This is a genomic window from Actinoplanes sandaracinus (assembly GCF_030009775.1).
Classification (GTDB): Bacteria; Actinomycetota; Actinomycetes; order Mycobacteriales; family Micromonosporaceae; genus Actinoplanes; species Actinoplanes sandaracinus.
The window spans coordinates 147,241-173,362 of sequence record NZ_JASCTH010000026.1 but is presented as its reverse complement, the minus strand read 5'-3'; the positions used below and the strand labels follow the sequence as shown (position 1 = coordinate 173,362).

Genomic DNA, 26,122 nt, shown 5'->3' with positions numbered 1-26,122 from the left:
GGAATCCGGAGATGACGAAGAACACGTCGACGCCGATGTAGCCGCCGGCGATGCCGGTGAGGCCGGCGTGGGAGAGCACGACCAGAGTCACCGCGATCGCGCGCATACCCTCGATGTCAGGCCGGAACCTGAGATGCGGCGGACTGGATGTCTGAGGCGTGCTGACCGAGTTTCCCGGAGAGAGAGTCGCGGTATGCGCGTCGTTAATGACCGACATGTCCTGCCTAAGGGAATCAGCGCCGCGGGTCACGCGGACAGTGGCTGAGGGATACTACATAGCGATTCCCTGGTTCGCATCCAGGCCGTTCACGCCCTGGTCAAAGGCGGGATGCGGTGGTATTCGGCGGTGTGCGCCCACCTCGTCGACACCGCTGCCGCTCGCCTTGTCGACCCCGCTGCGTCAATGCTCGCCGCTCCAGCCTCCGGCGGCGTCTTCCTCACGGCGATCCGTACTCGCGCGATGTCTTGGTTGTGGTGGTTCGTTGGTTTGTGTGGTGTTGTCCTCGCGGCCACCTGTGACCTGCGCGCGGTGCCTTGCCTGCGGTGGCTCAACAGTCTGCGTGATGTCTTTCCCGCGGCGACTCATCAACCAGTCGTCAGGACGCGCCGCTGGCGGAGAGTCCTGGCGCTGAATACGGCCGGGTCGGCGGTGTGATCAGTCGGTCTCGTTCTCGCCTGGTTCGTTATCGTTCTCGTTCGGCTGCCCGGTCTGCCCCGTGGTAGACGTCGGCTCCGGTGTGGACGATGTTCTTGTCGTCGTCGCTTCGCCAGTGGGCGTGGGGGTGGCCGAAGTCTCCGCCGGACGGGTGGACGTCGGGCTCGGTGCGCGGGTGGGCGTCTGCTCCTTCTTCGGCGTCCTGTCCGGCTGAACCGCCTTCTGCTCAGCGGCCCCGTTCCCGTCCTTGGTGCTGCCGGTGCCCCGTGGAGCGGAACTCCCCGGAGCCGCCGGTGCGCTGGTCACCGGCTTCGGGTCTTCCGCGAAGAATCTGAGCGGATCAGTGACGATCAAACTTCCGACTCCCAGCAGAGCGGCCGCCGCCAGAACCAGGACCGCAACGAGGCGACCCCTGCCCCGGCGCAGCTCACTGACGCCTGGCTCGCTCGTGTCCGGTCGAGGGTTGCCTGGCCCGCTCGCGTCCGGTCGAGCGTCGCCTGGACGGCTCTCGCCCTGCCCCACACCGCCAGGCTCGGACCAATTCGGCACGCCGCCGCTCCTGGTATTGCCGCCGCCGCCGCCGACAGACCCGACCCGGCTCTGGCTGTCGCCGGACCGGACGCTGCCTGGCTCGGCCTCGCCCCGTCCGCTGCCTGGCTCGTTCTGGTACTGCCTGCTGCTATCGAGCCCTCTCTTGCTTGGCTCGTCCTGGCCTTGTCCGGCTGCGCTTGGTTCGGCTGCGCTTGATCTGGCTGCGGCTGGCTTGCTTTCGCCCGGACCGGCTCCAGTTGCCTCCGGTGACGCCGGTGGTGTCACACCATCCCTCGACGAAGCCTCGGGCAGCCCGTCATGCGATGCCGCCGCGGCAGCGCTCGCTCCGGCGACTCCGGCCAAGGGGCCGTCTGTTGCGGCGGCGGCGAGTTCTTCGCTGTGGGGTGACTGCGGTGTGTGGGGTGACCGCGGGGTGACGCCGTCCGTGTTCCCCACTCTGGTCCCCGATGTGCTGCTTCCGGTGGAGTCGAACCGGTCGGGTCCTGGCGACCGTGATCTGTTCGGCCCGATGTCGTTCCGATCAAAGTCGGTCAGCGGCGAAGGGGCGGTGTCGGTCAGCGGCGAGGGGGTGGCGTCGGTCCGCCGCGAGGAGACGGGTTTGGTCAACGACGAGGAGACGTCCCAAGGCGCGGTGGTCCCAGCATCATGTGTGGTCGTATCCGTCTCGAAGTCCTCCGAGCCACCAACCGCGGCGATGCCGAACCAAGGTGCGTCGGCCCTGGTGACCGCCAGTCCGTCGGGCCGCTCTTCTGCGGCCGCAGCCGATACATTTCCCACGGGGCCACTTTGGAACCCGCCCTCCTCGGCGTTGCCAGCAGCGTTGTTTTCGCCCGCGGAGCCTTCGGGGCCGGAGCCTCCTGGAGCACCGGTCCGGAAGGCGCTCTCCTCGGCGTTGCCGACGGCGTCGATTCCAGCCGCATAGGCCTCGGTGGCATTGTCTCCAGCGGTACTGCCCCCGACGGCGGCCGTGCTTGCAGCGAGACTGCCCGCACTGTTCTTACCCCCGCCGGCATTGGCGACCGAGGCGTTGTCTCCCGCAACGTCGTCTGTCGCCTTGCCTACGGCGGCGTTGTTCGTAGCGTCTCGGCTTCCGGCGGCTCCGGCTGTTGCAGTGTCGTTCCCGACAAGGTTGTCAGCGCTGTTACCCGCAGCGCGGCTAGCTGCAGTGCCGGGGCCCGCATTGCCCTGGCTCGCAGGACTGCTGTCTGTAGTGCCGTGGCCAGCAGGACCGATACCTGCTGCGCCGCTAGCCGCAGCGCCGCTACCTGCACTGCCGTGGCCCGCAGGACTGCTGCCTGCAGTGCCGTGGCCAGCAGGACCGATACCTGCTGCGCCGCTAGCCGCAGCGCCGCTACCTGCACTGCCGTGGCCCGCAGGACTGCTGCCTGCAGTGCCGTGGCCAGCAGGACCGATACCTGCTGCGCCGCTAGCCGCAGCGCCGCTACCTGCACTGCCGTGGCCTGCGGGGTTCCGGCTTCCGGCTGGGCTGCTTTCGGTGGCGCCGAGGAGGTCGGTGACGGCCAGCGCGGCCGTCGCGTTGCTCGTCACGCCGCCGGGTGTGGTGCCGGTCTTCGGAGGGCTGCCGGCCGTCGAGCCATTGGCGATCGAAACACCCGCCGCTTCGGCCGCCGCCGCCATGGCGCCGGCGGAGGGGAAACGCGCCGCCGGACTCTTGGCCAGGGCCGTCCGGACCAACGCCGCCACCTCTTCCGGCACATCGTCCGGCAGCGGGGGTGGAGCGTCCTCGAGGTGCTGCAGGGCGATCGCGATCGGGTTTCCACCCTGGAACGGCGGATGCCCGGTGAGGCAGTGGAACGCCAGTGCTCCCAGCGCATAGACATCCGCGGCGGGACCGGTCGCTTCCTTGGTGACCTGTTCCGGGGCGATGTAGAGCGCGGTGCCGACCACTTCCCGAGCGCCGGTCAGTGTGCCGGAATGCGCGGACCGGGCCACCCCGAAGTCGACCAGGACGACTGCGCCGTCCGGCTCGATCAGCAGGTTGCCGGGTTTGACGTCGCGGTGGACGATGCCGGTCTTGTGCGCGGCGTCCAAAGCCCGGGCGGCCTGCGCCACGATCGACATCGTCTCGGCGGCGGTGAGCCTGCCCCGTTCGGCCAGGATCCGGTTGAGTGGCTGCCCGTCGACCCGGGCCATGACCAGGTAGGCGCCTTCAGCCCCGACGTCGGCGCCGGCCCCCGCACCTGCGTCGTGACTGTCGAGATCGGCAGTGGTGTTGCCGAAGTCGTAGACCGCCACCACGCCGGGGTGGTGCAGCGCCGCCAGCGCGCGTGCCTCGTGCCGGAAGCGGCGCTGGAAGCCTGGGTCGGTCGCCCGATCGGTGTGCAGGGTCTTGACCGCGACGGCTCGTCCGAGCACGGTGTCGGTCGCCTGCCAGACCTCGCCCATGCCACCCGCGCCGATGCGATCGTCGAGGCGGTACCGTCCGCCGAGCAACTCTCCGGGGTGAGGCATGGATATCCCTCTACCCAAGAGAGTCCCCGGTTACCCGTTGGGTGGTCGCCCACGTCGCGCCGGCGGTGTCACCGTGCTCCTCTCCGCACCGTGCCCTGCTCAGGTGCCCGTGTAGAGAACGGCGTCGATCTCGATGTCGAAGCCGACGAGCGGAACCGGCAGCGTCGTCCGTACCGCGCGGTCGGGGCCCTTGATGTATTGCTGGTAGATCTCGTTCATCTCCGGGAAATCGCTGAAGTCGCGCAGGTAGACCCCGACCCGCACCGCGTCGTTCAGGCTGGAGCCGGCGGCTTCGGCGACCGCCGCCAGGTTGCGGAAGGCCGCATGTGCCTGCTCGGCGAAGCTGCCGGTGACCCTGGTGCCGTCCGGCAGCGCCGGGATCGCTCCGGCCAGGTAGATGGTGTCGCCGGCGATGACGGCGTGCGAGTACGGGCCACCGGCGGGCGCCGCCTTGTCGGTCATCACAGCACGCTTGGGCATCAGGAACTCCTCGGTTTCGTTCTCGGGAACTGGTCGGCCAGCCCGCCCACGTCCACCAGTGGAGTGGCGAGCAGGTCACGTATGTCGCGTTCGCGGCGTGCCAGAGCCGCTCGCTGTGTATCCGTCAAGGGGATCCACGGCGCGGGTGGGGCCGGCAATCGTGGGGTGAGCGGGCGACCGCCCACATAGGTCGCCTCATTCACCAGGCGGACCGGTGAGACCCGGACCTGCCGGTGGGCGTCGACGACCGGGAACGGCTCCTCGCGGACCTCGAAGATCGCGAAGTCGGCGGGTGAGCCGACCGCGAGGGTCCCGCCGGGAAGGCCGAGTGCCCGCGCGGGATGGGCGGTGGCCGCGTCGATCACCTCGGGCAACGGGATGCCGGCCGCCAGGAGTTTCGCCATGGTCACCGGGAGGTCGAAGACCGGACCGTGCAGTGAGCGGGCGTGCAGATCGGTGGAGACCGTGAACGGGCGCAGCCCTGCGGCGAGTTGTGCTTCGAGCACGTCGAAGGCGAATCCGCCGGAGCCGTGACCCAGGTCGAGAAGGACCCCTCGCTCGGCGGCCGCACACACGGCTGGGCCGAGTGGCGCGGCGATCCCGCTCGCGCAGTGCGTCACGATGTCGCCGGGCCGCAGCAGCCCGAGCACCTCGTCGAGCGCGGGCGGCGCCGTGCCGATGTGGACCATGACCGGCACCCCGCAGGCCTCGGCCGCCGCCAGGCCTCGGCGCAGTGGTTCGACCCCGTTGTCTCCCACGGTCTCCGCGTCGATGCGCACCTTGATGCCGTGGAGCAGATCGCGATTGGCCTGGATGGTGTCGATCGCCAGCGAGGTGTCGCAGTTGGCGAGGTCGCGGCTTTCACCGGTGCGCCCGGCCAGGCCGACCGCGGAGATGTTGAGCAGCGCCGGCACCCGCACCATCGCCGTCTCGGCGACCCGCCGCAGGCCGGCCAACGTGTACGCCCCGGCCGATCCGGCGTCCACCCAGGTGGTGACGCCCGTGTACCAGGCGATCGGATCGGGGTCGATGCCCCAGTAGCCGGGGCCGACGTGGGTGTGCAGATCGATCAGGCCGGGTGTGACGAGGCGCCCGGCGACATCGAGCACCCGGTGGGTGTTCGCGGCCAGGTCGGGGCCGATCGCTGCGATCAAGCCGTCCAGCACCGCGATGTCACCGTGCTCGGCGCCGGTCAGCACCAGGTCGTATCTCATCGGCCGCCCCTGCCTGCCGAGTCGGTGTCTCCAGCGGAGGCCGAGGGGAGGCCGCCGCTCGCTGTCGTCGAGCCGATGTCGCCCGTCGTGCCGGGGAGGCCACCGGCCGGGCTCCGGCCGGAACTGAGGGCCGCGGTGATCGCTAGCCGGTAGAGACGTGCCGGACGGCCTTTGTGATGTGGCTGGGTGCTGCCGTCGGCGACGGCGAGGCCGGCTTCGGTGAGTTTGCGGACCAGACGGCGCCCGCTGGGATCGGTGATGCCGAGGGCGTCCGCCAGCTCGCCGGGAGAGATGGGCCGACCGCCCAGCGACCGCTCGAGTGCGGCCAGCCGGGACAGTGTGGCCGGGCTCAGTCCGGACCGGCCGGCCAGATCCTCCAGCCCGCCGTGCTGACGGTAGGTGTAGGTCAGCGGTGGACCGGCGGCGCCCATCGGCCCGATCATCACGCCGTCGTCGGTGATCAGGTAGGCGGTGGGTGGGCCGTCCTGTTCGGCGCGGTCGGCGGCCTGTTCGGCGAGGGCGACGCTGCGGCGTGCCGAGGGACCGATGCCGAATCCGGCGAACGCTCCTAGGCTCCCCTGCTCCGGGAGGGGATCTTCGCCGCTTCCCGGACGGCCGCGCCAGGGCACCGGCGCCATCACCCAGTGCTGGGTGATCTTCTCGAAGACGGCTGCCGGAGCGAACGCGACGACGCCGTGCGGCCCGTGCTCCTCGACCCAGGCGTCGGCGAGCTCAGGGATCTCCCGGAGCGTCCGGCGCAGCGCGGCGCGTGTGCCCGTCGCGGGGGAGCGGAAGACCGCGGCCGCGAAGCGTTGCCCGTCGGCTCGTTGCCGGCGGACTCGCAGGACCAGCTCGGTGAGGTCGGCGCGGATCGTGCCGGGTGTGGCCAGTGCGTGCAGCACGGCCGTCCGCCCGTCCAGGGCGGCGGAGACGCCGGTGCGCACGGTGATCACATAGGGCGCGGCGGTGCGATCGAGGTGGTCGCGGTGGAACGCCACCACCTCGCCGAGGGACTGCTCCGCGTCGAACGGCAGGGTGGCGATGGCCGCCCGGTCGAGATCCAGCGCCGTGGCGACCTCGTCGACCGTTTCGATGGCGAATGTGTCGATGCTGACCGGGGTGGCCGGCCACCCGTTGCCTCGAGCCCGGGCCCATGCCAGTGCCAGGTCGAGGGCGGCGGACCGGGTGACGGCGACGGGGAGGCCGGCCGGGAGGAGGTCGCGTGCCCGGGCCCAAGGGACCAGCCCCAGCAGGAGGCCGTCGACGTCACCGGCGGCCAGCAACTCGCTGACCCGCTCGCGGATCTGCTCCTCGCGCTCGTAGACCGCCCAGGCGAAGGAGACGCCGGTGAGCGTGCGCGCCGCCTCGGCGAAACGCTCTCGGTGGCCGCTGTGGACCACCAATCCGATGACCATGCCGCCTCCCCTTGTGGTTCGTAAGTGGCTCGTATTAGCGTCCTCCATGAGGGCCGAACGGTCAAGGAGGTGTCGTGAACGAGCCACTTACGAACCTGATTCCCACCGTGCGATCGGTTTCCCGGTCCGCCGGTGCGTTCCGGTTCGACGCCACGACCAGCTTGACGGCCGGCCCCGGCACCGAGGGCGTCGCCGGGTGGATGCGGGCCACCATCGGCCCCGCCACCGGGTGCGCGCTGCTGCCCGGCACCGGCGGCGTCCGGTTGCGGGTCGACGCGGGCCTGCCCGCCGAGGGCTATGCCGTGGAGATAACTCCGGCCGGCGCCGACATCACTGGTGGTTCCGCCGCGGGCGTGTTCTACGGTGCCCAGACACTGCGGCAACTGCTGCCGCCGGCCACCCTGCGCCGCGCCCCGATCGAGGCGGGCCCCTTCACGGTGCCCGCCCAGCGGATCGAGGACGAGCCCAGATTCGCCTGGCGTGGCCTGCTGCTCGACGTCGCCCGGCACTTCATGCCCGTCTCCGACGTGCTCCGTCTCATCGACCTGGCCGCTTTCCACAAACTCAACGTGCTTCACCTGCATCTCACCGATGACCAGGGCTGGCGGTTCGAGGTCCCGGGCTGGCCGCGACTGACCGAGGTCGGCGCCTGGCGGCCCACCACCATGCTCGGCTCACGCGGCCACGAGAGCTACGACGGGCGGCCGCACGGCGGGCACTACACCACGGACGACCTGCGGGAAATCGTCGCGTACGCCGCCGGCCGGCATCTGACCGTCGTGCCGGAAGTCGACATGCCCGGCCACATGCAGGCGGCCATCGCGGCCTATCCGGCGCTGGGCAACGGCTTCGACGGCCCGGTTCGGTCGGCGTGGGGCATCTCCGAGCACGTCCTGCAGGTCGGCCCCGGGGCGCTCGGCTTCTGCCGGGCCGTCCTCGACCACGTCTGCGACATCTTCCCCAGTGAGCTGATCGGCATCGGCGGTGACGAGTGCCCCACCACCGAGTGGGTGGACAGCCCCGTGGCGCGGGAGCGGATCCGCGCCGAGAGTCTGGCCGGCCCGCACGAGTTGCAGGGCTGGTTCACCGCCCGTCTGGCCGAGCACCTCGCCTCCCGGGGCCGCCGGCTCTACGGGTGGGACGAGATTCTGGCCGGCGGCGCACCAGCGGGGGCCGTCGTGGCCGCGTGGCGGGGCCATGAGCCCACCACCCACGCGATCCGGGCCGGGCATCAGGTGGTCGCGTGTCCCGACGTCGCGGTCTACCTCGACTACCGCCAGTCCGACGATCCCGGCGAGCCCACCCCGGTCGGCACCCGGCTGACCCTCGCCGAGGTCTACGCCTTTGACCCCCTCCCGGCCGGTCTGAGCACCGCTGAGGCGGCCCTCGTCCTCGGTGGGCAGGCCAACATCTGGACCGAGCATCTGGAGTCCGCCCGCAGAGTCGACTATCAGGCCTTCCCGAGGCTCTGCGCCTTCGCCGAGGCGGTCTGGGGCCCCGCCGAGCGGGACTTCGCAGGGTTCTCCGCCCGGCTGCCCGCCCACCTCGCCCGGCTCGACGCGCTGGGCGTCAACTACCGCCCGCTCTCCGGCCCGCGGCCGTGGGACGCCCGGCCCGACGCGCCCGGCAACCCGCGCGCTCTCGCCGACCGCCTCGCCGAACTGCACGAGATGACCGCAGACCTGAGACGGGAGGCGACATGATCAGCTGGTCAGTCCGGCAGCAACGGCAGAAGCCTCCGGGCCAGCCGCAGCGGCCGTCCGGTCATCACTCCGTTCCCTTCGAAGGTCCACACCTCCGACAGGACCGCCTGGACGAAACCCCACGCGACCACCCGTTCGGGCGGCATGCCGAGCCCGTCGGCGAGCTGTTCCATTCGTGCTTCCACCAGGCCGAGGACGGTGTCGTCGGCGCCGGCCGGGTCCGGGTTGTACAGCATGGCCCCGATCTCGTAACCGGGATCGCCGACGACACCGTGCGGGTCGATCGCAAGCCAGGGCTCGCGTTCGGCGGCCAGCACGTTGTCATGGTGCAGGTCACCGTGGAGCACGACCGGCCCGGTCGCCGTGGCACAGAGTTCGCCGAAGAGGCTTCCCGCCCGTTCCACCAGATGCCGGGGCAGCATGTGCTCCCCCGGGAACCGGTGCAGGTGTCGAGCGAAAGAGGCACCGCGGCGGGAGAGCCGGGGGAGCTCCACGCCGGCGGGCGCCGGGCGGTGCAACCGCTTGATGATCCCGATCAGTGCGGCTGTCACCTCCTCGTCCCGCCGCGGCACCAGCGATCGTGCCTGGATGCCCGGGCGAGCGTCCTCCAGCAACAGCACTCCGCGCGCGTCGTCGCGGGCCAGCACGGCGATCGCCCCGCGCCCGTCGAAGCACTCCAGCGCCGTCGCCTCGTCCGCGAGATGACCCGTCTCCGGCACCCCGAGTTTGAGCACCGCCGTCGTCCCGTCCGCCTGGTGTACCCGGCTCACCCAGTTCCGGCTCAACGGGAGCGGGTCGGCCAGCCGCAGATCCCAGTCCCGCAGCAACCGGGCCGTGAGTTCGGGCAGCCCGGCCAGCCACTTCAGGCCGGCGTCACCCCAGCGTTCCTTCACGTTGCGGGTGAACGCGACGGACAGCGCGATGTCGACCACGAAGTGCAGTCTGGCAAGCATCGCCAAGGAAGGAACGGTCCAGGGCTGCAAGGGGAGACCGGCGGGAAGGGAAGACCGGCGGGAAGGGAAGAACAGCGGCAAGGCAAGGGAAGAACGGCGGCAAGGCGAGAACGGCCCGCGACAGCGAAGGAGAGCCGCATGACGATCGACTGGCGGAGCAAGGGTTTCTGGTCTCCGGACGGGCCGGCCGACCCACAGCGGATCGCCGCGGACCGGCCGAGCCTCTTCGGCGGCGCCTTCACCTGGCCCCTGCTTGTCGTTCGCCGCGACGCCGTGGAGGCGAACATCGCCACCATGGCCGAGTACTGCCGGCGGCACGGGCTCGACTTCGCGCCGCACGCCAAGACCACGATGGCGCCGGGCCTGCTGGAGGCACAGATGCGGGCCGGCGCGTGGGGGCTGACCGTGGCCACGCCGAACCAGGCGCTGGTGCTGCGCAGGCTCGGCATCGCCCGGGTCCTGATCGCCAACGAAGTCCTCGATCCCACCGTGCTGCGCTGGCTGGCGGCCGAGAGCGCCGCCGGGTGGGAGGTGTACTTCCAGGTCGACTCACTCGCCGGGGTCGCCGCCGCGGCCGCGACCGGCGGACCGCTGCGGGTCCTTGTCGAGTTGGGCCATCCGGGCGGGCGCACCGGCGTCCGGAGCCTCGGCGAGTTGGAGGGGGTGGCCCGGGCGGTCGCCGCGGCTCCCGGTCTGGAGCTGGCCGGGATCACCGGTTACGAGGGCCAGCTTCCCGATCGGGCCGGCGTCGACGCGTTCCTCGACCAGCTCGTCGACGGTCTGACCCGGCTGACCGATGCCGGGCTGCTCCCCGGCCGGCCGATCCTGTCCGCCGGCGGCAGTGCCTGGTTCGACCGGGTCGCTGACCGTTTCGCCGGGCTAGGTGAGCGGGCACGCCTGATCCTGCGCAGCGGTGCGTCGGTCACCCACGACGACGGCTTCTACCGGGAGCGGACACCGTTCGTGCGGGTGCCGGAAGAAGGACCACTCGCGGCCGCCCTGGAGATCTGGGCTCAGGTGCTGTCGATACCTGAGCCGGGCCTGGCGTTCGCCGGCATGGGCAAACGGGACGCTCCGTTCGATGAAGGGCTGCCGGTGCCGATGGAGATCCGCGGCTCCGACGGCGTGGTGCGCCCCGCCGCCGGGCTGCGGGTGACGACGCTGAACGACCACCACACCCGCCTCGCCGTCGACGATGCCGGCCTGGTCCCCGGCGACCTGATCCGGTTCGGGATCTCGCATCCGTGCACCGCTTTCGACAAGTGGCGGGACATCCCGGTCGTCGACGGTGACCGGCGCGTGGTGGACGTGTTGCACACCTACTTCTGAGGAGGACCGATGACCGCTTTTCGGCTTGAGCCGTGGGACGACCGCGCACCGGAGCTGCAACGGCGTGCCAACACACCGCAGATGCAGGAGTTCCTCGCCGGTGTGGAACCGGACGAGGCCCTGGTCTCCAGGCATCGGCGGATTCTCGACGGCATCAAGCGGGGCACGACGGAGATGTTCCTGATCGTGATCGATGATGCGGGTCCGGTGGGCTCGATCGGCTACTGGCAGAAGCAGTGGCGTGGGGAGACCGTCTACGAGCTGGGGTGGAAGGTGCTGCCCGAGTTCCAGGGACGCGGACTGGCGGGCCGGGCGCTGACCCGCACCCTGGCGCACGCTGCCGGCCAGGATCGGATCCGCTGGGGACACGCTTTCCCGCGAGCCGACAACGTCGCGTCGAACAGCCTGTGCCGCCAGGCGGGCTTCGAACTGCTCGGCGAGGTGGACTTCGAATTCCCGAAAGGTAACCCGCTGCGCTGCAACGACTGGCGTCACGATCTGAGTGCGATCAGAGGGCGGGCGGGAGACCAGGGGCGGCCGAATGATCGATCATGACAGGCTGCCGGCTGTGACGCTCTGGCGGCCGACCGGCCCGACGGAACTGGACCTGGTCCGTGCCTCCGGGTGGCGGCGCTGGCCACCACGCCTGCCGGACCAGCCGATCTTCTACCCGGTGCTCAACGAGGACTACGCGATCATGATCGCCCGGGACTGGAACGTTCCGGCATCCGGCGCCGGTTATGTCACCCGCTTCGAGGTCGACGCGGATTTCGCCGCCCGCTATCCGGTCCGGCAGGTCGGCGGCGACAGCATCCTCGAACTGTGGGTTCCGGCGGAGGAACTGGAGGAGTTCAACGATCACATCGTCGGCACCATCGACGTGGTGCACGAATTCGCGGGTGCGGCGGGCGGGTGAATCGGCGGCGCGAGCACCGTACTGATGAAGGTCATTCCCCGCGCGGGGGATGGCTCGCCGGATGGATGGTGTTTACGGTGATTGGGCGGTGAACGCGAACTATTCCCCTCTGCGCCGCTGGAGTTCGACATGCCCGCATTCCGTGCAGCCCCCAGCGATCCGGCCGTCTACCGCACGTCAGTCGATCATTCGCATCCCGCCGGCGTGGGGCAGCCGCGGCATCCGATCCAGCCGGGAAACTGGCTGCCGCCGCGTGCTCCGACTCCCGGCTACCCCGAAGGCCCGACCGAGCCACTCAACGCGGGCGGCGAAACCGCGAGCCGCGAGGCCGCCAGTCGCGAGGCCGCGATTCGCGACGCCGCGATTCGCGACGCCGGCAGTCGGGAGGCCGTCAATCGGGAGGCCGCCAGTCGGGAGGCCGCCAGTCGGGAGGCCGCCAGTCGGGAGGCCGCCAGTCGGGAGGCCGCCAGTCGGGAGGCCGCCAGTCGGGAGGCCGCCAATCGGGAGGCCGCGAGTCGGGAGGTCACGATCCGAGAAGCGGCGAATCACGAGGCCGTGAATCGGGAGACCGCCAGTAGGGAGGTCACGAACCGGGAGGCCGCAGCCAGGGAAGCCGCGAACCAGGAAACGGCGGGCGCCGTGGTCAAGGAGCCGAAAGCCAAGCCCTCGAGGCCCCGCCGTGCCGGCGTGGTCCTCGCGGTGCTGTTCAGCCTCCTCGCCCTGCTGCTCTCGGCCGCCGCCGGCCTGTTCTCCTGGCGGACCTTCGAGGCGGTAGGGGCTGTCGTACCTCAGCTGCCGGTTCCGGTGGCCTCACCACCGCAGTCGCCGGCGCCCCGGCCGCCGCAGCCGGAGCAGTATCGGGTGGCCTATGCGAAGGAGCCGCTCCGGCTGCAACTGACCTGCTCCGCCGTCGTGCACCTGGATCTCGACGAACCCCGCGCCGACGTCGCCGAGCATGTCGCCGATCTGCGGTACGAGAGCGCCTGCGGCAGCCGGGCACCCCAGCTCAGCCTCGGCGCGGGTGCGGCCGGCGGCAGCCGCCAGGCCAGCGCCGACACCGACGCGGCCGGCTGTGATCGGGCCGTCCGGACCAGCCCGCTCGGCCGTGGTCTGCAGGTGGAGGTCCGGGAGGGCACGGCGATCTGCGTGCTCACCGCGGCGGCCCCGGCCGAACTCGTACTCGTGGAGATCATTGACGTCGGCGGCTCCGGCACCGCCGGCCTGCGTGCCACATCGTGGCAGGTGCCGTGACGCGGTGACCGGCCCGTGGCACGCGGCGCGGGGCGCTCCTGACAGAATGTCGGGTGCGCCCCGCGAACTCTGTTAGGAGACGTTTCCGTGATCCGTACCCATGACGCCGGCACTCTGCGCGCGAGCGACGCCGGCACTACGGTGACGCTCGCCGGGTGGGTCGCGCGCCGGCGCGACCACGGCGGTGTCATTTTCGTCGACCTGCGGGACGCCTCCGGCGTGGTCCAGGTCGTCTTCCGCGAGGAGGACGCGCACGCGCTGCGCAACGAGTTCTGCGTGAAGGTCGTCGGCGAGGTCAACGCCCGCCCGGCAGGCAACGAGAACCCGGAGCTGGCGACCGGCGAGATCGAGGTGGTCGCCAGCGAGCTGACCGTCCTCTCCGAGGCGGCTCCGCTGCCGCTGCCGGTCGACGACACGATCACCGCGTCCGACGACCTGCGCCTGAAATACCGCTACCTGGACCTGCGGCGTTCCGGCCCGGCGAAGGCGCTGCGCCTGCGCAGCCGTGCCAACCAGATCGCCCGCGAGATCCTGCACGCCCGCGACTTCAACGAGATCGAGACGCCGACCCTGACCCGGTCGACGCCCGAGGGTGCCCGTGACTTCCTGGTCCCGGTCCGCCTCCAGCCGGGCACCTGGTATGCCCTGCCGCAGTCTCCCCAGCTGTTCAAGCAGCTGCTGATGGTCGCCGGCATGGAGCGCTACTACCAGATCGCCCGCTGTTACCGAGACGAGGACTTCCGCGCCGACCGCCAGCCGGAGTTCACCCAGCTCGACATCGAGATGTCGTTCGTCACCCAGGACGACATCATCGAGCTCGGTGAGGAGATCGTCTCCCGGCTGTGGAGCGAGCTCGCCGACTACCAGGTGCAGCTGCCGATCCCGCGGATCACCTGGACCGACGCGATGAACCGTTACGGTTCCGACAAGCCCGACCTGCGTTACGGCGTCGAGCTGGTCGAGCTGACCGAGTACCTGCGTGGCACGGCGTTCCGGGTGTTCGCCGGCGCGATCGACGCCGGCGGTTATGTCGGTGCGGTGGTCATGCCGGGCGGCGCCTCGCAGACCCGCAAGGAACTGGACGGCTGGCAGGACTGGGCGAAGGCGCGCGGCGCCCGTGGCCTGGCCTATGTCGTGCTCGACGCCGAGACCGGCGAGCCGAAGGGCCCGGTCGCGAAGAACCTGTCGGCCGAGCATCTGTCCGGCCTGGCGGACGTGGTCGGCGCGAAGCCGGGTGACGCGGTCTTCTTCGCCGCGGCGGGTGAGCGCCGCGAGGCGCAGGAACTGCTCGGCGCCGCCCGGATCGAGATCGCCAAGCGGGCCAAACTGATCGACGAGTCGTCCTGGGCGTTCTGCTGGGTCGTCGACGCCCCGATGTTCGAGAAGACGGACGAGGGCGGCTGGACCGCGGTCCACCACCCGTTCACCTCACCGAACGAGGAGTGGATCGACAACTTCGAGACCGCGCCGGACAAGGCCCTGGCGTATGCGTACGACATCGTCGTGAACGGCAATGAGATCGGCGGTGGCTCGGTCCGTATCCACCGCGGCGACGTGCAGAGCCGGGTCTTCGACCTGCTCGGCATCACGCCGGAGGAGGCCGCGGACAAGTTCGGCTTCCTGCTGGAGGCCTTCAAGTACGGCCCGCCGCCGCACGCCGGCATCGCCCTCGGCTGGGACCGCACCTGCATGCTGCTCAGCGGCAACGAGTCGATCCGCGAGGTCATCGCCTTCCCGAAGACGCGTGGTGGTTTCGACCCGCTGACCACCGCGCCGACGCCGATCACCGCGCAGCAGCGCCTCGAGGCCGGCATCGACGCCAAGCCGAAGGCCGCCGCCGGCACCCCCGGCACCGACGGCCAGGCGGCGCCGGTCCAGCACTCCAACTGACGACCACTCCAACCGACGACGTCGTCCACAGGACCGGCCGCGGGGGATGCGCCCCGCGGCCGGTCCTGTGAGACTGACCGGGTGGAGCCGACGATCGTCCTGCGCACCGCCCAGCCCTATCTCGCCCGCCGTGAGTCGGTCACCATGACCGAGTTCGCCCGGGTGGCCGACCATCTTCCGGCGATGTTCGCCGGGCTCGCCCAGCGTGGTGTGCCGATCGTCGGCCCACCCTTCTTCCGCTATCGCGAGATCGACATGGCCGCTGAGCTGGTCGTCGAGGCCGGGATCCCGATCGCCGCCCCGGTCGAGGCCGCCGAGCCCGACTTCGTCGACACGCTCCCCGCCGGCCACTATGCGACCGTCGCCCACATCGGCCACCCCGACGAGTTGATGGCCGTCACCGCCCGCCTGCTGGACTGGGCGCAGTCCGAGGGCCTGACCTGGGACATGACGCCCACGCCCACGGGCGAGGTCTGGGCCGCCCGGCTCGAACTGCTGATGACCGACCCCACCGTGCAACCCGACATGCACAAGTGGGAGACGGTCCTGCTCTTCAAGCTCGCCGACTGACCGCGGCGTCACTTCAACACCTTCCCGAGGGGTACGGCCACAGCCGTCCCCTCACACCCCTCCGTGACCTCAGCCCGGTGGCCGTCCGCCGCCGGGCTCTTCGCTATGCACGGAATCTATGCATAGAACTTGTGCACAGACTCTATGCACAGTTACTGTGGATTCATGAGGAGCGATAGCGGCGACAACGAGCCAGGCCAGCGCGAGCAGGGCCCGCACCGGATGACCGAGGTGCACCTGAGTGGCCGGCAGATCCAGGTGCTCGCCCATCCGCTGCGGATCCGGCTGCTCGGCCGTCTGCGGCTGGAGGGCCCGGCGACCGCCACCCAACTGGCCGAGGCGCTGGCCACCAATACCGGAGCGACCAGCTATCACCTGCGCCAGCTCGCCGAAGCCGGCCTGGTCGGCGAGGAGGACCGGCCGGGCAGTGGCCGCCAGCGCTGGTGGCGGGCGCTGCACGATCTCTCCAGCTGGCAGCGCAGCGACTACCCCGACGACCCGGACGCTGTCGCCGCGGTGGACTGGCTGGAGGCACATCAACTGCGCCTGATGGTCGACAAGATCGAGGCCTGGCACACCGTCGCCTCCAGCGAGTCGCCGCAGTGGCGTGACGTCGCCGGCATGAGCGATTACGCCCTCACTCTCGACCCGGCGCAGCTACGCGATCTGCAGGCCGATCTCGAAGACGTGGTCGAGCGGCATCAGGCCCGGGCCCTGGCGGATCCGCGGCCGGGCGCACGCCAGATCCTGTTCTTCAGCGCTTGTGTGCCGTTGGTGCAGGAGCGATGACAGCGGCCCAGATCCGCTCCCGCTATCTGATCCTGCTCGGGCTGCGCTGGCTCCCGGTGGGGCTGCTCATCCCGGTGCTGGTGCTCCTTCCGCTGGAGCGAGGGCTGAGCATCGCCGAGATCGGCTCGGTGGTGGCGATCCAAGGTTTCGTCGTTCTCCTGCTGGAGCTGCCCACCGGCGGGCTCGCCGACGCTCTCGGGCGCCGGCCCGTGCTGCTGATCGCCGGTGTGATCAACCTGGCCTCCCTGGCGCTGCTCGTGGCCGCCGACACGATCGTCCTGCTCGGGCTCGCCTATCTGCTGCAGGGCGTCTACCGGGCGCTCGACAGCGGGCCGCTGGAGTCCTGGTTCGTCGACCAGGCGCTGGCCGCCGACCCGGAAACCGACATCGAGACCGGCCTCAGCCGGGGCGGCACCACCGCCAGCCTGGCGATCGCCGGGACGGCCCTGCTCAGTGGCGGTCTGGTCTGGCTCGGGCCGGTCGATCTGGGGCCGCTCGGGCAGGTGAGCGCGCTGACCGTACCGGTGCTGATGGCTTTGATCCTGAGCCTGGCCAGCACTCTCGCGGTGGCGCTGTTGATGAGTGAGCAGCGGTCCGCTCGCGGGCGGGTCGCGCTCGCCGCCTCCGTGCGTGGCGTGCCGGCGGCGATCGGCGCCGCGCTGGGTCTGGCCCGCCGGTCCCGGGTGGTGCTGGCCCTGATCGCGGTGGAGTTCCTGTGGAGTTTCGGCATGGTCACCTTCGAGCAGCTGATGCCGGTCCGGCTCAGTGAGGTGACCACGGCGGCGGGGCCGCTGATGGGGCCGGTCAGCTCGGCCGCCTGGGGCGCGTCGGCGGTGGGTGCGGCGCTCGTTCCACTGCTCGCCCGCCGGTTCGGCGCCCGGTGGACCGGGTTCGCGCTGCGCGTGGGCCAGGGGCTGACGATCGTGGGGATGGGGCTGCTGGCCGGTCCGGTGGGCGTGATCGGCGCCTTCCTGCTCCGCTATGCCGTGCACGGTGCGGCGAACCCGGTCCACGCGGGACTGTTGCACCGGCAGGCCGAGGGGGAGTACCGGACGAGTCTGCTCTCGCTGAACTCGATGGTCGCCGCCCCGGGCTTCGCGATCGGATCGATCGTGCTGACCGCGGTGGCCGCGCGGGCGGGCACGTCGACGGCGCTCATCACCGGAGCCGTGGTGCTCGCCGCGGCGGCCCCGCTCTATCTGGTGAAGTCACGGGCAGGTTCGGCCGGGACGGAGTTTCGGGAGCCCTCCCATCCGGGTACCAGCCTGTCACAGGCTCTCTGACACCCCCCCCGGAGGAACCCGATGCTCGCCATCGCCGCCGCCGTCGTCTTCGGCATCTACCTTATCGCTGACCTGCTCGACACCAACTTCGGCGCCCCTGATCTGTTCAACTTCGAGACCATGGGCTCGCTCGGCCTGCTGCTGCTCGCGCTCTACCTGGCGGGCGTCGGCAGCGGCCCGCGCGCCGCTTCCGGCACCGGCTCCGGCCGTCGCTTCTACGGCCGCCGCCCGGGCCGCGGCTGACTCTTCAGCGGCCACCCGGCCGCCGACCCTCCGGCCTCTCCGGCCCGCCCAGCCCCGGGCGGGCCGGAAGTCTGTCCGGCACGTGTCGCGGACTCGCTCCCCGTGCTTTCCGCTCGGGTGCCCCAGGCCGGGCGGCGATCCTCTCCGGGGCCGTCCACTCGTTCTCACGTCCGGGGAAGGCCACGCTCCGTGAGGCTGTCGTGGCTGCTCGGGAGCGTTTCCACAGGGCGGCAGGTGGAGTTTCTGATCGGGCCGCCAAGGCCGGTACTGTCGGTTGTGATGGAAACGGACGGGCTCTTCTCCCTAGCACCGCCGGACGCGCGGACCGCCGAACCGGCCGGTCCCACGGCCGCCGGATTCGGGCGGCCCGCGGGCGACGCGCCGCTGCCGGTGCGGATGCGCCCCACCTCCCTGGACGAGTTGATCGGTCAGAAGCATCTGCTGGCGCCCGGCGCACCGCTGCGGCAACTGGTCACCGGCACCAGCCCGATGTCGGTGATCCTGTGGGGCCCGCCCGGCACCGGCAAGACCACCATCGCGCACCTGGTGGCGAACGCGACCGACCGCAAGTTCGTCGCGATGTCCGCCCTGACGGCGGGTGTCAAGGACGTGCGCGCGGTGATCGACACCGCGCGGCGTGAGCGCCGTTACGGCGGCCCGCCCACCGTTCTGTTCATCGACGAGGTGCACCGCTTCAGCAAGACCCAGCAGGACTCGCTGCTCGCGGCCGTCGAGGACCGGACGGTCACCCTGCTCGCCGCGACCACCGAGAACCCGTACTTCTCGGTCATCTCGCCCCTGCTCTCCCGATGCGTGCTCCTCACCCTCCAGCCCCTCGCCGAGGACGACGTTCGCCGGCTCATCCGGCGCGCGGTCTCGGACGAGCGCGGGCTCGGCGGCACGGTCGCCCTCGCTCCGGACGCCGAGGACCATCTGGTGCGGCTGGCGTCCGGTGACGTCCGGAAAGCCCTGACCGCTCTGGAGGCCGCGGCGGGTTCCGCGCTGGCTCAGGACGCCGGCGAGATCGATCTCGCCACCGCGGAGAAGGCCGTGGACGTGGCGGCGGTCCGCTACGACCGGGACGGCGACGCCCACTACGACGTGATCAGCGCGTTCATCAAGAGCATGCGCGGCAGCGACCCCGACGCGGCATTGCACTACCTCGCCCGGATGTTGGTCGCCGGTGAGGACCCGAGGTTCATCGCCCGGCGCATCGTCATCTTCGCCAGTGAGGACGTCGGCATGGCCGACCCGCAGGCGCTGCTGGTGGCGACCGCCGCCGCCCAGGCCGTGCAGAACGTGGGCCTGCCCGAAGCCGGTCTCAACCTGGCCCAGGCCGTCGTGCACGCGGCCACCGCGCCCAAGTCGAACAGCGTCACCACCGCCCTCGGCGAGGCGATGGCGGACGTCCGCGCGGGCCGGGGCGGCCCGGTGCCGCCACACCTGCGCGACGCGCACTATTCGGGGTCGCGCGGCCTCGGTCACGGCCGGGGCTACCGCTACCCGCACGATGATCCGCGAGGTGTGGTCCGCCAGCAGTATGTCCCCGATGATTTGGTCGGAACCGACTACTACCGGCCGACCGATCACGGCGCCGAACGCGCGGTCGGGGAGCGCGTCCCGCGACTGCGCCGGATCGTGCGGGGCCTCAGCCCCACGTCACGACCGGTCGGTGGTGGGCCCGCGGCCGGCTCGGGGGCGGCCGGCGGCGAGACGAATCCCGGAACGGCGAGCAGGCCGGTCACCGCTTCGGTGGGTGCGTCGGACCGCGCGGCGGGTGGTGCTCCGGCCGCGAATGCGTCACAGTCTTCGGCGGACTCGGAACCGGTCGGCACGTCGGCGGTTCCTCAAAGTAAGGAAATGGATTCGGACGGTGTTCGCCCTGCCGGTCGTGACACGACCGGTGCGGCGACACCCGTCAACGGCGAGGACGGCGCCGACGCGGCGGGCCTCACAGACGGCACAGGCGGTGCGAGCGGTGCCGGGCCGGACAGGGCTGTGACCAGTGCTGAGGCCGGCGGCGGCGCCGGCGTGACCGGGCGGGGTCCGGCCGCGGGTGGTGCCGAAGGCAGTGACGACAGCGGCGACAGTGCCGGGAAGGAACAGCGGTGACAGCGCGGGGTGCCGATCGACCCGACGACGATGCCGGTCAGGGCGGTAAGAGCCGCCGGCGCTTCGGGCGTGGTGGCCGTGCCGAGCAGCCGGCCGTTCCCCAGGAGGTCCCGCGCGAGGAGACCGGCTGGCTCGACGACCTGCGAACGGCCAAGGAGAGCAGCGATGCGATCGGGCCCGGTGTCCTTCCCGGAGAAGCCCGGAGCAGTAAGTCCGGGCGGGTGGCGCCAGGACCGGACGATGCTCCCGATGACGACTTCGCGTTCCCCGGGGACCCGGACGGCTATCCCGCGCAGAGTGAGCCAGCCGACGGCTATCCCGCGCAGGGTGGGCGCGCCGACGGTGAGGCCACCGGCGGCTGGCAGCCTCCCTCACCCGGGCAGCGGCCGGCGCCGCGGTCCGCTCAGGTGTCGCCCGGTGCGATGCCGCCCGGAGCGTTTCCCGCCGGTCAGGCGCCCCCGGGCGCCGGCGCGCCCGGCCCGATGGTGGCAGGGGCGGTTCCTCCCGGTCAGAGGGCTGGTCAGGTGCCGCCGGGGCGAGGTGGACCGCGGTCCGCTCCGGTGAATCAGGGCATGGCCGGCCCGGCTGGTCAGCATGCCGGGCCGGCGGGCCCGGGGAATGCCGGTGGCGCCGGACAGTCACGTCCGGCAGCCGGGCCGTCCGGGCCGGTTTCGCCCGGTCAGGCAGGTGCCGCCCCACGTGGGGCGGCCGGTGCGCCCGGCCAGACGCCGCCCGGCCAGCGTTCCCGCCCGATGCAGCCTGGTCAGATGCAGCCCGGCCCGCGCCCAGGCACGGTGCCGCCCGGACAGGTCCCGGCCGGCCCAGTGCCGCACGGCCAGATTCCGCCGGGTGCGATCGCGCCTGGTCAGCTTCCTTCCGGGCCGGTCAATCCCGGGCAGATGCCGCCCGGTGGCGCGCCGGGCGGGCAGACTCCTCCCAGCGCGGCTTCGGCAGGCCAGATGCCGCCGGGCACGGTTCCGCCCGGTCAGGCGCCGTTCGAGCAGCAGGGCCGCGGGCGGCGTGGGCCGGGCCCGGCTGGACAGCGCCCATCCGGTGGGCAGATGCCGCCGGGTCAGGGCGTGCCGGGTCAGGGCGTCCCGGGTCAGGGCGTGCCGGGTCAGGGCGTGCCGGGTCAGGCGCCTCTCGGACCGAATCGGCCTGGTCAGATGCCTCTCGGCCCGAATCGTCCTGGTCAGATGGCGTCCGGTCAGATGCCTCCGGCCGGCGCTCCCGGTCAGATGCCGCCCGGCGCTCGCCGGGGCGGGCCGGGTGGCCGCCCGGCGGTCGGCCCGGAGACCGGTGGCGGTCGTCGGCAGATCGACGCGGATCCGTCCGGTCAGATGTTCCCCGGACAGCCTCCGGCGGGCGGCGCCGGTGTTCCGCTCTCCGGTAACGCACCCGAGGTCCCCGGCGCCCCTGGCGGCACCCGTGGTGCGGCGCCCGGTGTCCGGCCGGTGTCGCCCGGCACCCGTGGTGCGGCGCCCAGTGCCCGGCCGGTGTCGCCCGGCGCCCGTGGGGCCGGCCCCGGTGTCCGGCCCACATCGCCGGCCGCTCCTGCGCGTGATCGTTTCCGTCCGGCGAACCCGGTCTCACCGGGTCGCCCCGACGGCGGCCAGCAGCCGGGCCAGATGCCGGGCGGCTATGACGCCGTGCATCAGTCGGGGCCGATCCCGAACGCCTACGACGCTGTGCACCAGTCGGGGCCGATTCCTGACGGCCGTGACGACGCGCATCAGTCAGGCGCGATCCCTCACGGCTATGACGCCGTGCACCAATCGGGGCCGATCCCGAACGCCTATGACGCCGTGCATCAGTCCGGCGCCATTCCGAACGGGTACGAACAGGGTCCCGCCGCGACCTACGGGGCGGCCACGGCGCCGGGACGGCCCGGTGCGGGCGAGGATCGCTCCGGCCGGGACCGGATCCGCCGGGGACGGGCCGAGGACCTCGCCGCTGGCGAGGGACCCGCCGGTCGGCGTGCGAGCCGGGGCGGACAGCCCGGCCACGCCGCTCCGGACGGCGATCCCGGCCGTCGTCCGGGACAGGCCGCGTCGCCGATTCCCGGCGACGAGCGGCCCAACCGTCACGGTTCCCCCGACAGCGGGCCGCGGGCCGACACCGGTTCCCATGCGTTCATTCAGACGGGTACGGACACCGGCGCGCACGGATTCGTCCAGACCGGCAGTGATACTGGCGCGCACGGGTTCGTCCAGACCGGGAGTGACACCGGCGCGCACGGATTCGTCCAGACCGGCAGTGATACTGGCGCGCACGGGTTCGTCCAGACCGGGAGTGACACCGGCGCGCACGGGTTCGTCCAGACCGGCAGTGACACCGGCGCTTACGGATTCGTCCAGGCCGGCAGCGACACCGGCACGCACAGTGTCGTCCGTCGCGGAAGCCAGTCCCACCCCGGTCAGGACGGCTGGCCGGGCGGCGACGGCCACGGTGGACGCCCCGACGGGCAATCCGGTGACGGCATCTCGCGCAGCGAGGCCCGCCGCCGCCGGAACACCCACCAAGGAGTCGATCCCGACGAACCGGAGGCCGGCGGCTTCACCGGAACCGCGGATGTTCCCGGTCCGCGCCGTACCGGGCCCGGTGACGGGCGGCCGGTACGGGCCGCTGCCGTGGTTCCGCCGGTCGTTCCGGGTAAGCAGGGCGCTCGTGTCCCGGCGGTGCCCGGGCGGGCCGGCGCGATGGCGGACAGCGTTTCCGGCGTGATCCAGCGTCCCGGTCGTGGCCAGCGTGGGCCCGGGGTTCCGCCGCAGGCCGGTGAGGATCGGGGTGCTGCGGGCGGCGTCGCCGTACCCGAACAGGCCGGTCCCGGCAGGCGTGCGCCCGGCGCCGAGCCGCCGGGCGGCGCGCATGGACCTTTCCCGGCTGACGGTGAGGAGCACACCGGCCGGCACAGCGGTGTCCGGCCGGCAGGGTCCGGCGCCGCGCGACCGGATGCCGCGGCACCCGGCTCGGGCCCGGCTCAGGCGATGGGTGCCGCGCCCGGCCGAGCCCAGCCCGGCCCACGCGGTTCCGACGGTCGGCCTGCCCCTGGCGGGAGGCCCGCTCCCAGCGGAAGGCCAGCGCCTGGCGGTAGTCCCGGGCCCGGCGGCAGGCCTGGTCCCGGCGGTAGGCCTGGCCAGGGCGGGAGGTCCGGCGCAGCCGGAATGTCCGGTCCCGGCGGTGCAACTGGTCCTGGCGGGGTGACCGGCGGTGCGGCCGGCGCTGGTGGAATGGCCGCTACCGGCGGTCCTGCTGCCTCTGGCGGTGTCGCCGGGCCTGGTGGCGTGCCCGGAACCGGCCCGGACGGTGGCTCCGTCCGAGGTGGAGCGCAGGCGCCCGGACAGGGTCCTGGCCGCGCCCAAGGCCCGGCACGTGGTGGCGCAGCTGTGCCCGGACGTGCCCCGGCAGGCCCGGCCGGTCCGCCCGCGGCAGCACGGGGTGCGGTCGCCGGAGCAGCCGTGGGCGCCGCCGCTTCCGGCAGGGGCAGACCCGGCCAGAATGGCGGACGGCCTGGCATGGCCCGCCCGGACGGCGAGCCGCCCCGTGCAACGGCGAGCCCGGACGGAGCTCCCCGTCACGGGACGAGTGGCCCGGACGGTGAACTACGTCATGGGATGAGCGGCCAGGACGGAGCGCCCCGTCATGGGACGAGCGGTCCGACCGGTGACCTACGCCATGGGGCGAACTCCCCGGATGGTGGGCCTGCGGGCCTGGCCGGCTCGGGTGGTGCGGGACCGGCTGGTGGTCCGCGTCATGGGATGAGTGGTCCGGACGGTGGGCCCGGGGGTGTTGCCGGTCCCGGTGATGCCGAACCGGCCGGTGGACCGCGTCATGGGATGAGCGGCCCGGATGGTGGGTCTGCGGGTGTTGCCGGCCCCGGTGCTGCCGGTCCCGGTGGCGCCGGACCGGCCGGTGGACCGCGTCGCCGCGCCGCCGGTCCTGGTGGCGGGCCGTCGGGTCTGCCCGGCCGTGGCCCGGCCGGACCGGGCGGCGGACCGTCTCGAGCGACGGGTGCCGTGGGTCGTGGCGTGCAGGGTTCCGACGGTGACCCGGCCACCGCGATGGGCATGGCGCCTGGGCATGCCGGCGCTGAGCCGGACGGGGAGCCGTCGGGTCTGCCCGGTCGCCCCTCCGCGGGTGCGGGCGGTGCACGGGGCCGGTTCGGGCCAGGTCCGGACGGCCAGCCGCGGACCGGAGGCGGCGTCTCGGGCGGCGCCTCGCGTCCGATGGGTGGCGGGGCTGGGCCCGATGGCCATTCGCGTGCGGTGGGCGGCGCTGCGGTGCCGGGCGGGACTGGGCCGGAGGGTCACGGCCGTGCGGTGGGTGGCGCTGCCGTTGCGGGTGGAAATACGCCGGACGGTCAGTCGCGTGCCGTAGGCGGCGCGGGCGTGCCGGGCCGGGCCGGGCCGGATCAGGACGGGCATTCCCGTGCGGTGGGTGGCGCCGCTGTTGCGGGCGGAAGTGGGCCGGACGGCTATTCGCGTGCGATCGGCGGCGCTGCGGTGCCGGACGGCCCGTCACGTGCCCCAGGTGGGGCCGGGGCGCCGGGCCGAGCCGCAGTCGCCCCGGACGGGCATTCCCGTGCGATGGGCGGCGCCGCGGTGCCCGGCCCGGCGTTCGATGGAGGCAATGAACAGACCGGACCCGGCAACACACCGGACGGACACGGCGGACCGGGAGTACCGGGCGGATCCCGCGGACCGGGCGGATCCGGTGGACCGGGTCCCGCACGCGGCGGCGCGGCAGTACCGGGCCAGGCCGGATCCGGACCTGACAATGGCCATGGGACAGGCGCGACAGGCGCGGTGGCCGTGGGCGCCGCGACCCCGGGCCGCGCTTCGGTCGCCCCCGACGCGGGGACGGCCCGCCCGATGGGCTCGGCAGCCGCCGGACGGGGCGTGGTCACGTCCGGCCCGGTCTCCCCGGCCGCTGCCGGCGCGGCGAGTGGCCAGGCCGGGGCGGGTTCCCGGGGCGGTGCTCCGGCCGTACCCTCGGATGGTCTTGATGACGGGGAACCGCGAGCCCGGCAGGACGGCCGTGGTGAGACCGGTGGGGAGGCGGACGACGCCGACCCGGAGGGCGGCCTGCGCGGGGCGCGCGCCGAGTTGCGCCGCAAGTTGCGCACGCAGCGGCAGCTCCGCCTGGTCACGCTGATGTCGCTGGCCGCGCTGGTGCTGCTGGTACTGCCGGCGTTCTTCGCGGTGCGGGCGACGGTCAGTGATCCCGTCTTCGCGTCGTTGGACTCGCTGGACGTGCCGGCCTGGGCGTCGGGCAATGAGAAGGATTTCAAGAGCAACAGCAACCTGTGCCTGCTGGAGTGCAGTTTCCGGGAGCGGACCGCCGACTCGGGGCAGCCGTTCGCGCAGACGACGGACGTCTACACGAAGGCGCTGACCAAGGCGGGCTGGACGCCGCGGAAGGTCGAGGGCTGCCCGGAGATGCCGGTTCGTCCCGAGGAGGGCACCTACAGCTGCTGGAGCCGTGACGAGCTCACATTGGACCTGGCGGTGGGCCTGCCGAATTGTGCGGTGGACCAGGTGGCGGCGGAGTTGAACCCGGTGGCGGGCGCGGAGCCTCCGAAGCCGGCCGACGCCGCCGCGTGCCAGGGGTCGACGGTCGTCATCAAGGTGTGGAACGCGATCGCTGATCAGCGGGGCAAGAAGGACACCGCGCCCGGCCCGATCGGAGAGACGCCGAACCCGGTGCTGCGCACGGACGATTCCATTCTCCAGCAGACGAAGCCGACACCCGAGGCGTCGTGACGCGTGCGGTGGTCACGGACGGTAGGGTCTGCTCGTTGACCCGCCGACCGGTGACCACCCGAATAGGAGAACGCGCCACATGAATGACGGAGATATCGCAGGTCTTGTCGCGGCGGGCGCCTTCCTCATGCTCGTCCTCGTGCTGACCGTGCCGATCCTCAAGCTGGGGCGCACCATCGACGCCACGACCAACGCGATCAACGACCTGGTCGACCGGACCGGTCCGTTGCTCACCAACGTCAACACCACGGTGGAGAACGTGAACACGGCGCTCGGCCAGGTTCAGGTCTCTTTGGACGGAGTGAACGTCCAACTCGCCAAGGTCGACACGATGACGGAGCACGCTCAGAACGTGACCGCAAACGTCGCGAACCTGGTCACCGTCGTGTCGGCCGCCGCCGCGAATCCGCTGGTCAAGGTGGCTTCGTTCGGCTACGGCCTGCGCAAGGCCGCGAACGCCCGCCGGTCCGCCGAGGATGAGCGCGAGGTTCGCGCCGCGATCAAGCAGCGCCGCAAGGCCGCCCGCTGAGCTG

22 protein-coding genes are annotated in these 26,122 nt (G+C 72.1%); 14 read left to right on the top strand and 8 right to left on the bottom strand.

Going from position 1 to position 26,122, the window contains the following annotated elements; genetic code table 11:
• Positions 1 to 655: 655 nt before the first annotated feature.
• The 4 genes from QLQ12_RS33975 to QLQ12_RS33960 form a co-directional block, all read right to left on the bottom strand.
• Complete coding sequence (locus QLQ12_RS33975) at positions 656 to 3,679, bottom strand: serine/threonine protein kinase (protein WP_282764822.1); 3,024 nt, start codon at positions 3,677 to 3,679, stop codon at positions 656 to 658.
• A 99-nt stretch (positions 3,680 to 3,778) separates the two neighbouring features.
• On the bottom strand, positions 3,779 to 4,159 hold the full coding sequence (locus QLQ12_RS33970; RefSeq protein ID WP_282764821.1) for a RidA family protein: 381 nt from the start codon (positions 4,157 to 4,159) through the stop codon (positions 3,779 to 3,781).
• Positions 4,159 to 5,373 carry an amidohydrolase/deacetylase family metallohydrolase gene (locus QLQ12_RS33965; protein WP_282764819.1) on the bottom strand — a complete coding sequence of 405 codons (1,215 nt, stop codon included), beginning with the start codon at positions 5,371 to 5,373 and terminating at the stop codon, positions 4,159 to 4,161. Before QLQ12_RS33965 ends, QLQ12_RS33970 begins: the two co-directional genes overlap by 1 nt.
• Positions 5,370 to 6,788: a MarR family transcriptional regulator gene (locus QLQ12_RS33960; protein ID WP_282764818.1), complete on the bottom strand. Its 1,419-nt coding sequence runs from the start codon at positions 6,786 to 6,788 to the stop codon at positions 5,370 to 5,372. The genes QLQ12_RS33965 and QLQ12_RS33960 overlap by 4 nt, the downstream gene beginning before the upstream one ends.
• 74 nt (positions 6,789 to 6,862) lie before the next feature.
• Between QLQ12_RS33960 and QLQ12_RS33955 the strand changes: the two genes are divergently transcribed.
• The gene (locus tag QLQ12_RS33955; protein WP_282764817.1) at positions 6,863 to 8,491 is read left to right on the top strand and encodes a beta-N-acetylhexosaminidase; all 1,629 of its coding nucleotides are present in this window, start codon (positions 6,863 to 6,865) and stop codon (positions 8,489 to 8,491) included.
• Between the two features lie 8 nt (positions 8,492 to 8,499).
• Here the strand turns inward: QLQ12_RS33955 and QLQ12_RS33950 are convergent, their stop codons facing one another.
• Positions 8,500 to 9,444, bottom strand: coding sequence for an aminoglycoside phosphotransferase family protein (locus QLQ12_RS33950; RefSeq protein ID WP_282764816.1), 945 nt, complete (start codon positions 9,442 to 9,444; stop codon positions 8,500 to 8,502).
• Positions 9,445 to 9,582: 138 nt separating this feature from the next.
• Here QLQ12_RS33950 and QLQ12_RS33945 point away from each other — a divergent pair, with 138 nt between their 5' ends.
• From QLQ12_RS33945 to QLQ12_RS33900, 10 genes are all read left to right on the top strand, one after another.
• Positions 9,583 to 10,773 carry an alanine racemase gene (locus QLQ12_RS33945; protein WP_282764815.1) on the top strand — a complete coding sequence of 397 codons (1,191 nt, stop codon included), beginning with the start codon at positions 9,583 to 9,585 and terminating at the stop codon, positions 10,771 to 10,773.
• A 9-nt stretch (positions 10,774 to 10,782) separates the two neighbouring features.
• The gene (locus QLQ12_RS33940) at positions 10,783 to 11,328 is read left to right on the top strand and encodes a GNAT family N-acetyltransferase (RefSeq protein WP_282764814.1); all 546 of its coding nucleotides are present in this window, start codon (positions 10,783 to 10,785) and stop codon (positions 11,326 to 11,328) included.
• Positions 11,315 to 11,689 carry an ADP-ribosylation/crystallin J1 gene (locus QLQ12_RS33935; protein WP_282764813.1) on the top strand — a complete coding sequence of 125 codons (375 nt, stop codon included), beginning with the start codon at positions 11,315 to 11,317 and terminating at the stop codon, positions 11,687 to 11,689. Before QLQ12_RS33940 ends, QLQ12_RS33935 begins: the two co-directional genes overlap by 14 nt.
• Before the next feature lie 555 nt (positions 11,690 to 12,244).
• Positions 12,245 to 12,940, top strand: coding sequence for a hypothetical protein (locus QLQ12_RS33930; RefSeq protein ID WP_282764812.1), 696 nt, complete (start codon positions 12,245 to 12,247; stop codon positions 12,938 to 12,940).
• 87 nt (positions 12,941 to 13,027) lie between these two features.
• Positions 13,028 to 14,830, top strand: coding sequence for an aspartate--tRNA ligase (gene aspS / locus QLQ12_RS33925; RefSeq protein ID WP_282764811.1), 1,803 nt, complete (start codon positions 13,028 to 13,030; stop codon positions 14,828 to 14,830).
• An 81-nt stretch (positions 14,831 to 14,911) separates the two neighbouring features.
• Positions 14,912 to 15,400: a GyrI-like domain-containing protein gene (locus QLQ12_RS33920; RefSeq protein ID WP_282764810.1), complete on the top strand. Its 489-nt coding sequence runs from the start codon at positions 14,912 to 14,914 to the stop codon at positions 15,398 to 15,400.
• A gap of 222 nt (positions 15,401 to 15,622) precedes the next feature.
• Positions 15,623 to 16,189, top strand: a complete 567-nt coding sequence (locus QLQ12_RS33915) for a winged helix-turn-helix domain-containing protein (protein WP_282764838.1) — start codon at positions 15,623 to 15,625, stop codon at positions 16,187 to 16,189.
• The gene (locus tag QLQ12_RS33910; RefSeq protein WP_282764809.1) at positions 16,186 to 17,472 is read left to right on the top strand and encodes an MFS transporter; all 1,287 of its coding nucleotides are present in this window, start codon (positions 16,186 to 16,188) and stop codon (positions 17,470 to 17,472) included. Before QLQ12_RS33915 ends, QLQ12_RS33910 begins: the two co-directional genes overlap by 4 nt.
• Positions 17,473 to 17,493: 21 nt before the next feature.
• Complete coding sequence (locus tag QLQ12_RS33905; protein ID WP_282764808.1) at positions 17,494 to 17,715, top strand: hypothetical protein; 222 nt, start codon at positions 17,494 to 17,496, stop codon at positions 17,713 to 17,715.
• Between the two features lie 279 nt (positions 17,716 to 17,994).
• Positions 17,995 to 19,827: a replication-associated recombination protein A gene (locus QLQ12_RS33900; RefSeq protein ID WP_282764807.1), complete on the top strand. Its 1,833-nt coding sequence runs from the start codon at positions 17,995 to 17,997 to the stop codon at positions 19,825 to 19,827.
• 638 nt (positions 19,828 to 20,465) lie between these two features.
• Here the strand turns inward: QLQ12_RS33900 and QLQ12_RS33895 are convergent.
• Together QLQ12_RS33895 and QLQ12_RS33890 are read right to left on the bottom strand one after the other, a co-directional pair.
• Positions 20,466 to 20,660: a hypothetical protein gene (locus QLQ12_RS33895; protein WP_282764806.1), complete on the bottom strand. Its 195-nt coding sequence runs from the start codon at positions 20,658 to 20,660 to the stop codon at positions 20,466 to 20,468.
• 903 nt (positions 20,661 to 21,563) lie between these two features.
• Complete coding sequence (locus QLQ12_RS33890; RefSeq protein WP_282764805.1) at positions 21,564 to 22,697, bottom strand: hypothetical protein; 1,134 nt, start codon at positions 22,695 to 22,697, stop codon at positions 21,564 to 21,566.
• Between the two features lie 340 nt (positions 22,698 to 23,037).
• On the opposite strand from QLQ12_RS33890, the gene QLQ12_RS33885 reads away from it, so the two are divergent.
• Complete coding sequence (locus QLQ12_RS33885; RefSeq protein WP_282764804.1) at positions 23,038 to 23,445, top strand: hypothetical protein; 408 nt, start codon at positions 23,038 to 23,040, stop codon at positions 23,443 to 23,445.
• Positions 23,446 to 23,495: 50 nt separating this feature from the next.
• On the opposite strand, the gene QLQ12_RS33880 is transcribed toward QLQ12_RS33885, so the two are convergent.
• Entirely contained in the window at positions 23,496 to 24,251 is a 756-nt protein-coding gene (locus QLQ12_RS33880) for a hypothetical protein (protein ID WP_282764803.1), read from the bottom strand.
• Between the two features lie 387 nt (positions 24,252 to 24,638).
• Between QLQ12_RS33880 and QLQ12_RS33875 the strand changes: the two genes are divergently transcribed.
• Together QLQ12_RS33875 and QLQ12_RS33870 are read left to right on the top strand one after the other, a co-directional pair.
• Positions 24,639 to 25,589: a hypothetical protein gene (locus tag QLQ12_RS33875; RefSeq protein ID WP_282764802.1), complete on the top strand. Its 951-nt coding sequence runs from the start codon at positions 24,639 to 24,641 to the stop codon at positions 25,587 to 25,589.
• 79 nt (positions 25,590 to 25,668) lie between these two features.
• On the top strand, positions 25,669 to 26,118 hold the full coding sequence (locus tag QLQ12_RS33870; protein ID WP_282764801.1) for a DUF948 domain-containing protein: 450 nt from the start codon (positions 25,669 to 25,671) through the stop codon (positions 26,116 to 26,118).
• Positions 26,119 to 26,122 lie beyond the last annotated feature (4 nt).

Coding starts and splice junctions, on each gene's coding strand:
- QLQ12_RS33975 (WP_282764822.1), bottom strand. CDS start 3,679: ATGCCTCACCCCGGAGAGTTGCTCGGCGGACGGTACCGCCTCGACGAT.
- QLQ12_RS33970 (WP_282764821.1), bottom strand. CDS start 4,159: ATGCCCAAGCGTGCTGTGATGACCGACAAGGCGGCGCCCGCCGGTGGC.
- QLQ12_RS33965 (WP_282764819.1), bottom strand. CDS start 5,373: ATGAGATACGACCTGGTGCTGACCGGCGCCGAGCACGGTGACATCGCG.
- QLQ12_RS33960 (WP_282764818.1), bottom strand. CDS start 6,788: ATGGTCATCGGATTGGTGGTCCACAGCGGCCACCGAGAGCGTTTCGCC.
- QLQ12_RS33950 (WP_282764816.1), bottom strand. CDS start 9,444: ATGCTTGCCAGACTGCACTTCGTGGTCGACATCGCGCTGTCCGTCGCG.
- QLQ12_RS33945 (WP_282764815.1), top strand. CDS start 9,583: ATGACGATCGACTGGCGGAGCAAGGGTTTCTGGTCTCCGGACGGGCCG.
- QLQ12_RS33940 (WP_282764814.1), top strand. CDS start 10,783: ATGACCGCTTTTCGGCTTGAGCCGTGGGACGACCGCGCACCGGAGCTG.
- QLQ12_RS33935 (WP_282764813.1), top strand. CDS start 11,315: ATGATCGATCATGACAGGCTGCCGGCTGTGACGCTCTGGCGGCCGACC.
- QLQ12_RS33915 (WP_282764838.1), top strand. CDS start 15,623: ATGACCGAGGTGCACCTGAGTGGCCGGCAGATCCAGGTGCTCGCCCAT.
- QLQ12_RS33910 (WP_282764809.1), top strand. CDS start 16,186: ATGACAGCGGCCCAGATCCGCTCCCGCTATCTGATCCTGCTCGGGCTG.
- QLQ12_RS33905 (WP_282764808.1), top strand. CDS start 17,494: ATGCTCGCCATCGCCGCCGCCGTCGTCTTCGGCATCTACCTTATCGCT.
- QLQ12_RS33900 (WP_282764807.1), top strand. CDS start 17,995: ATGGAAACGGACGGGCTCTTCTCCCTAGCACCGCCGGACGCGCGGACC.
- QLQ12_RS33890 (WP_282764805.1), bottom strand. CDS start 22,697: ATGCGCGCCGCCCGGCGGCTCGGCGCCGGGCGCACGCCTGCCGGGACC.
- QLQ12_RS33880 (WP_282764803.1), bottom strand. CDS start 24,251: ATGCCCGTCCTGATCCGGCCCGGCCCGGCCCGGCACGCCCGCGCCGCC.
- QLQ12_RS33870 (WP_282764801.1), top strand. CDS start 25,669: ATGAATGACGGAGATATCGCAGGTCTTGTCGCGGCGGGCGCCTTCCTC.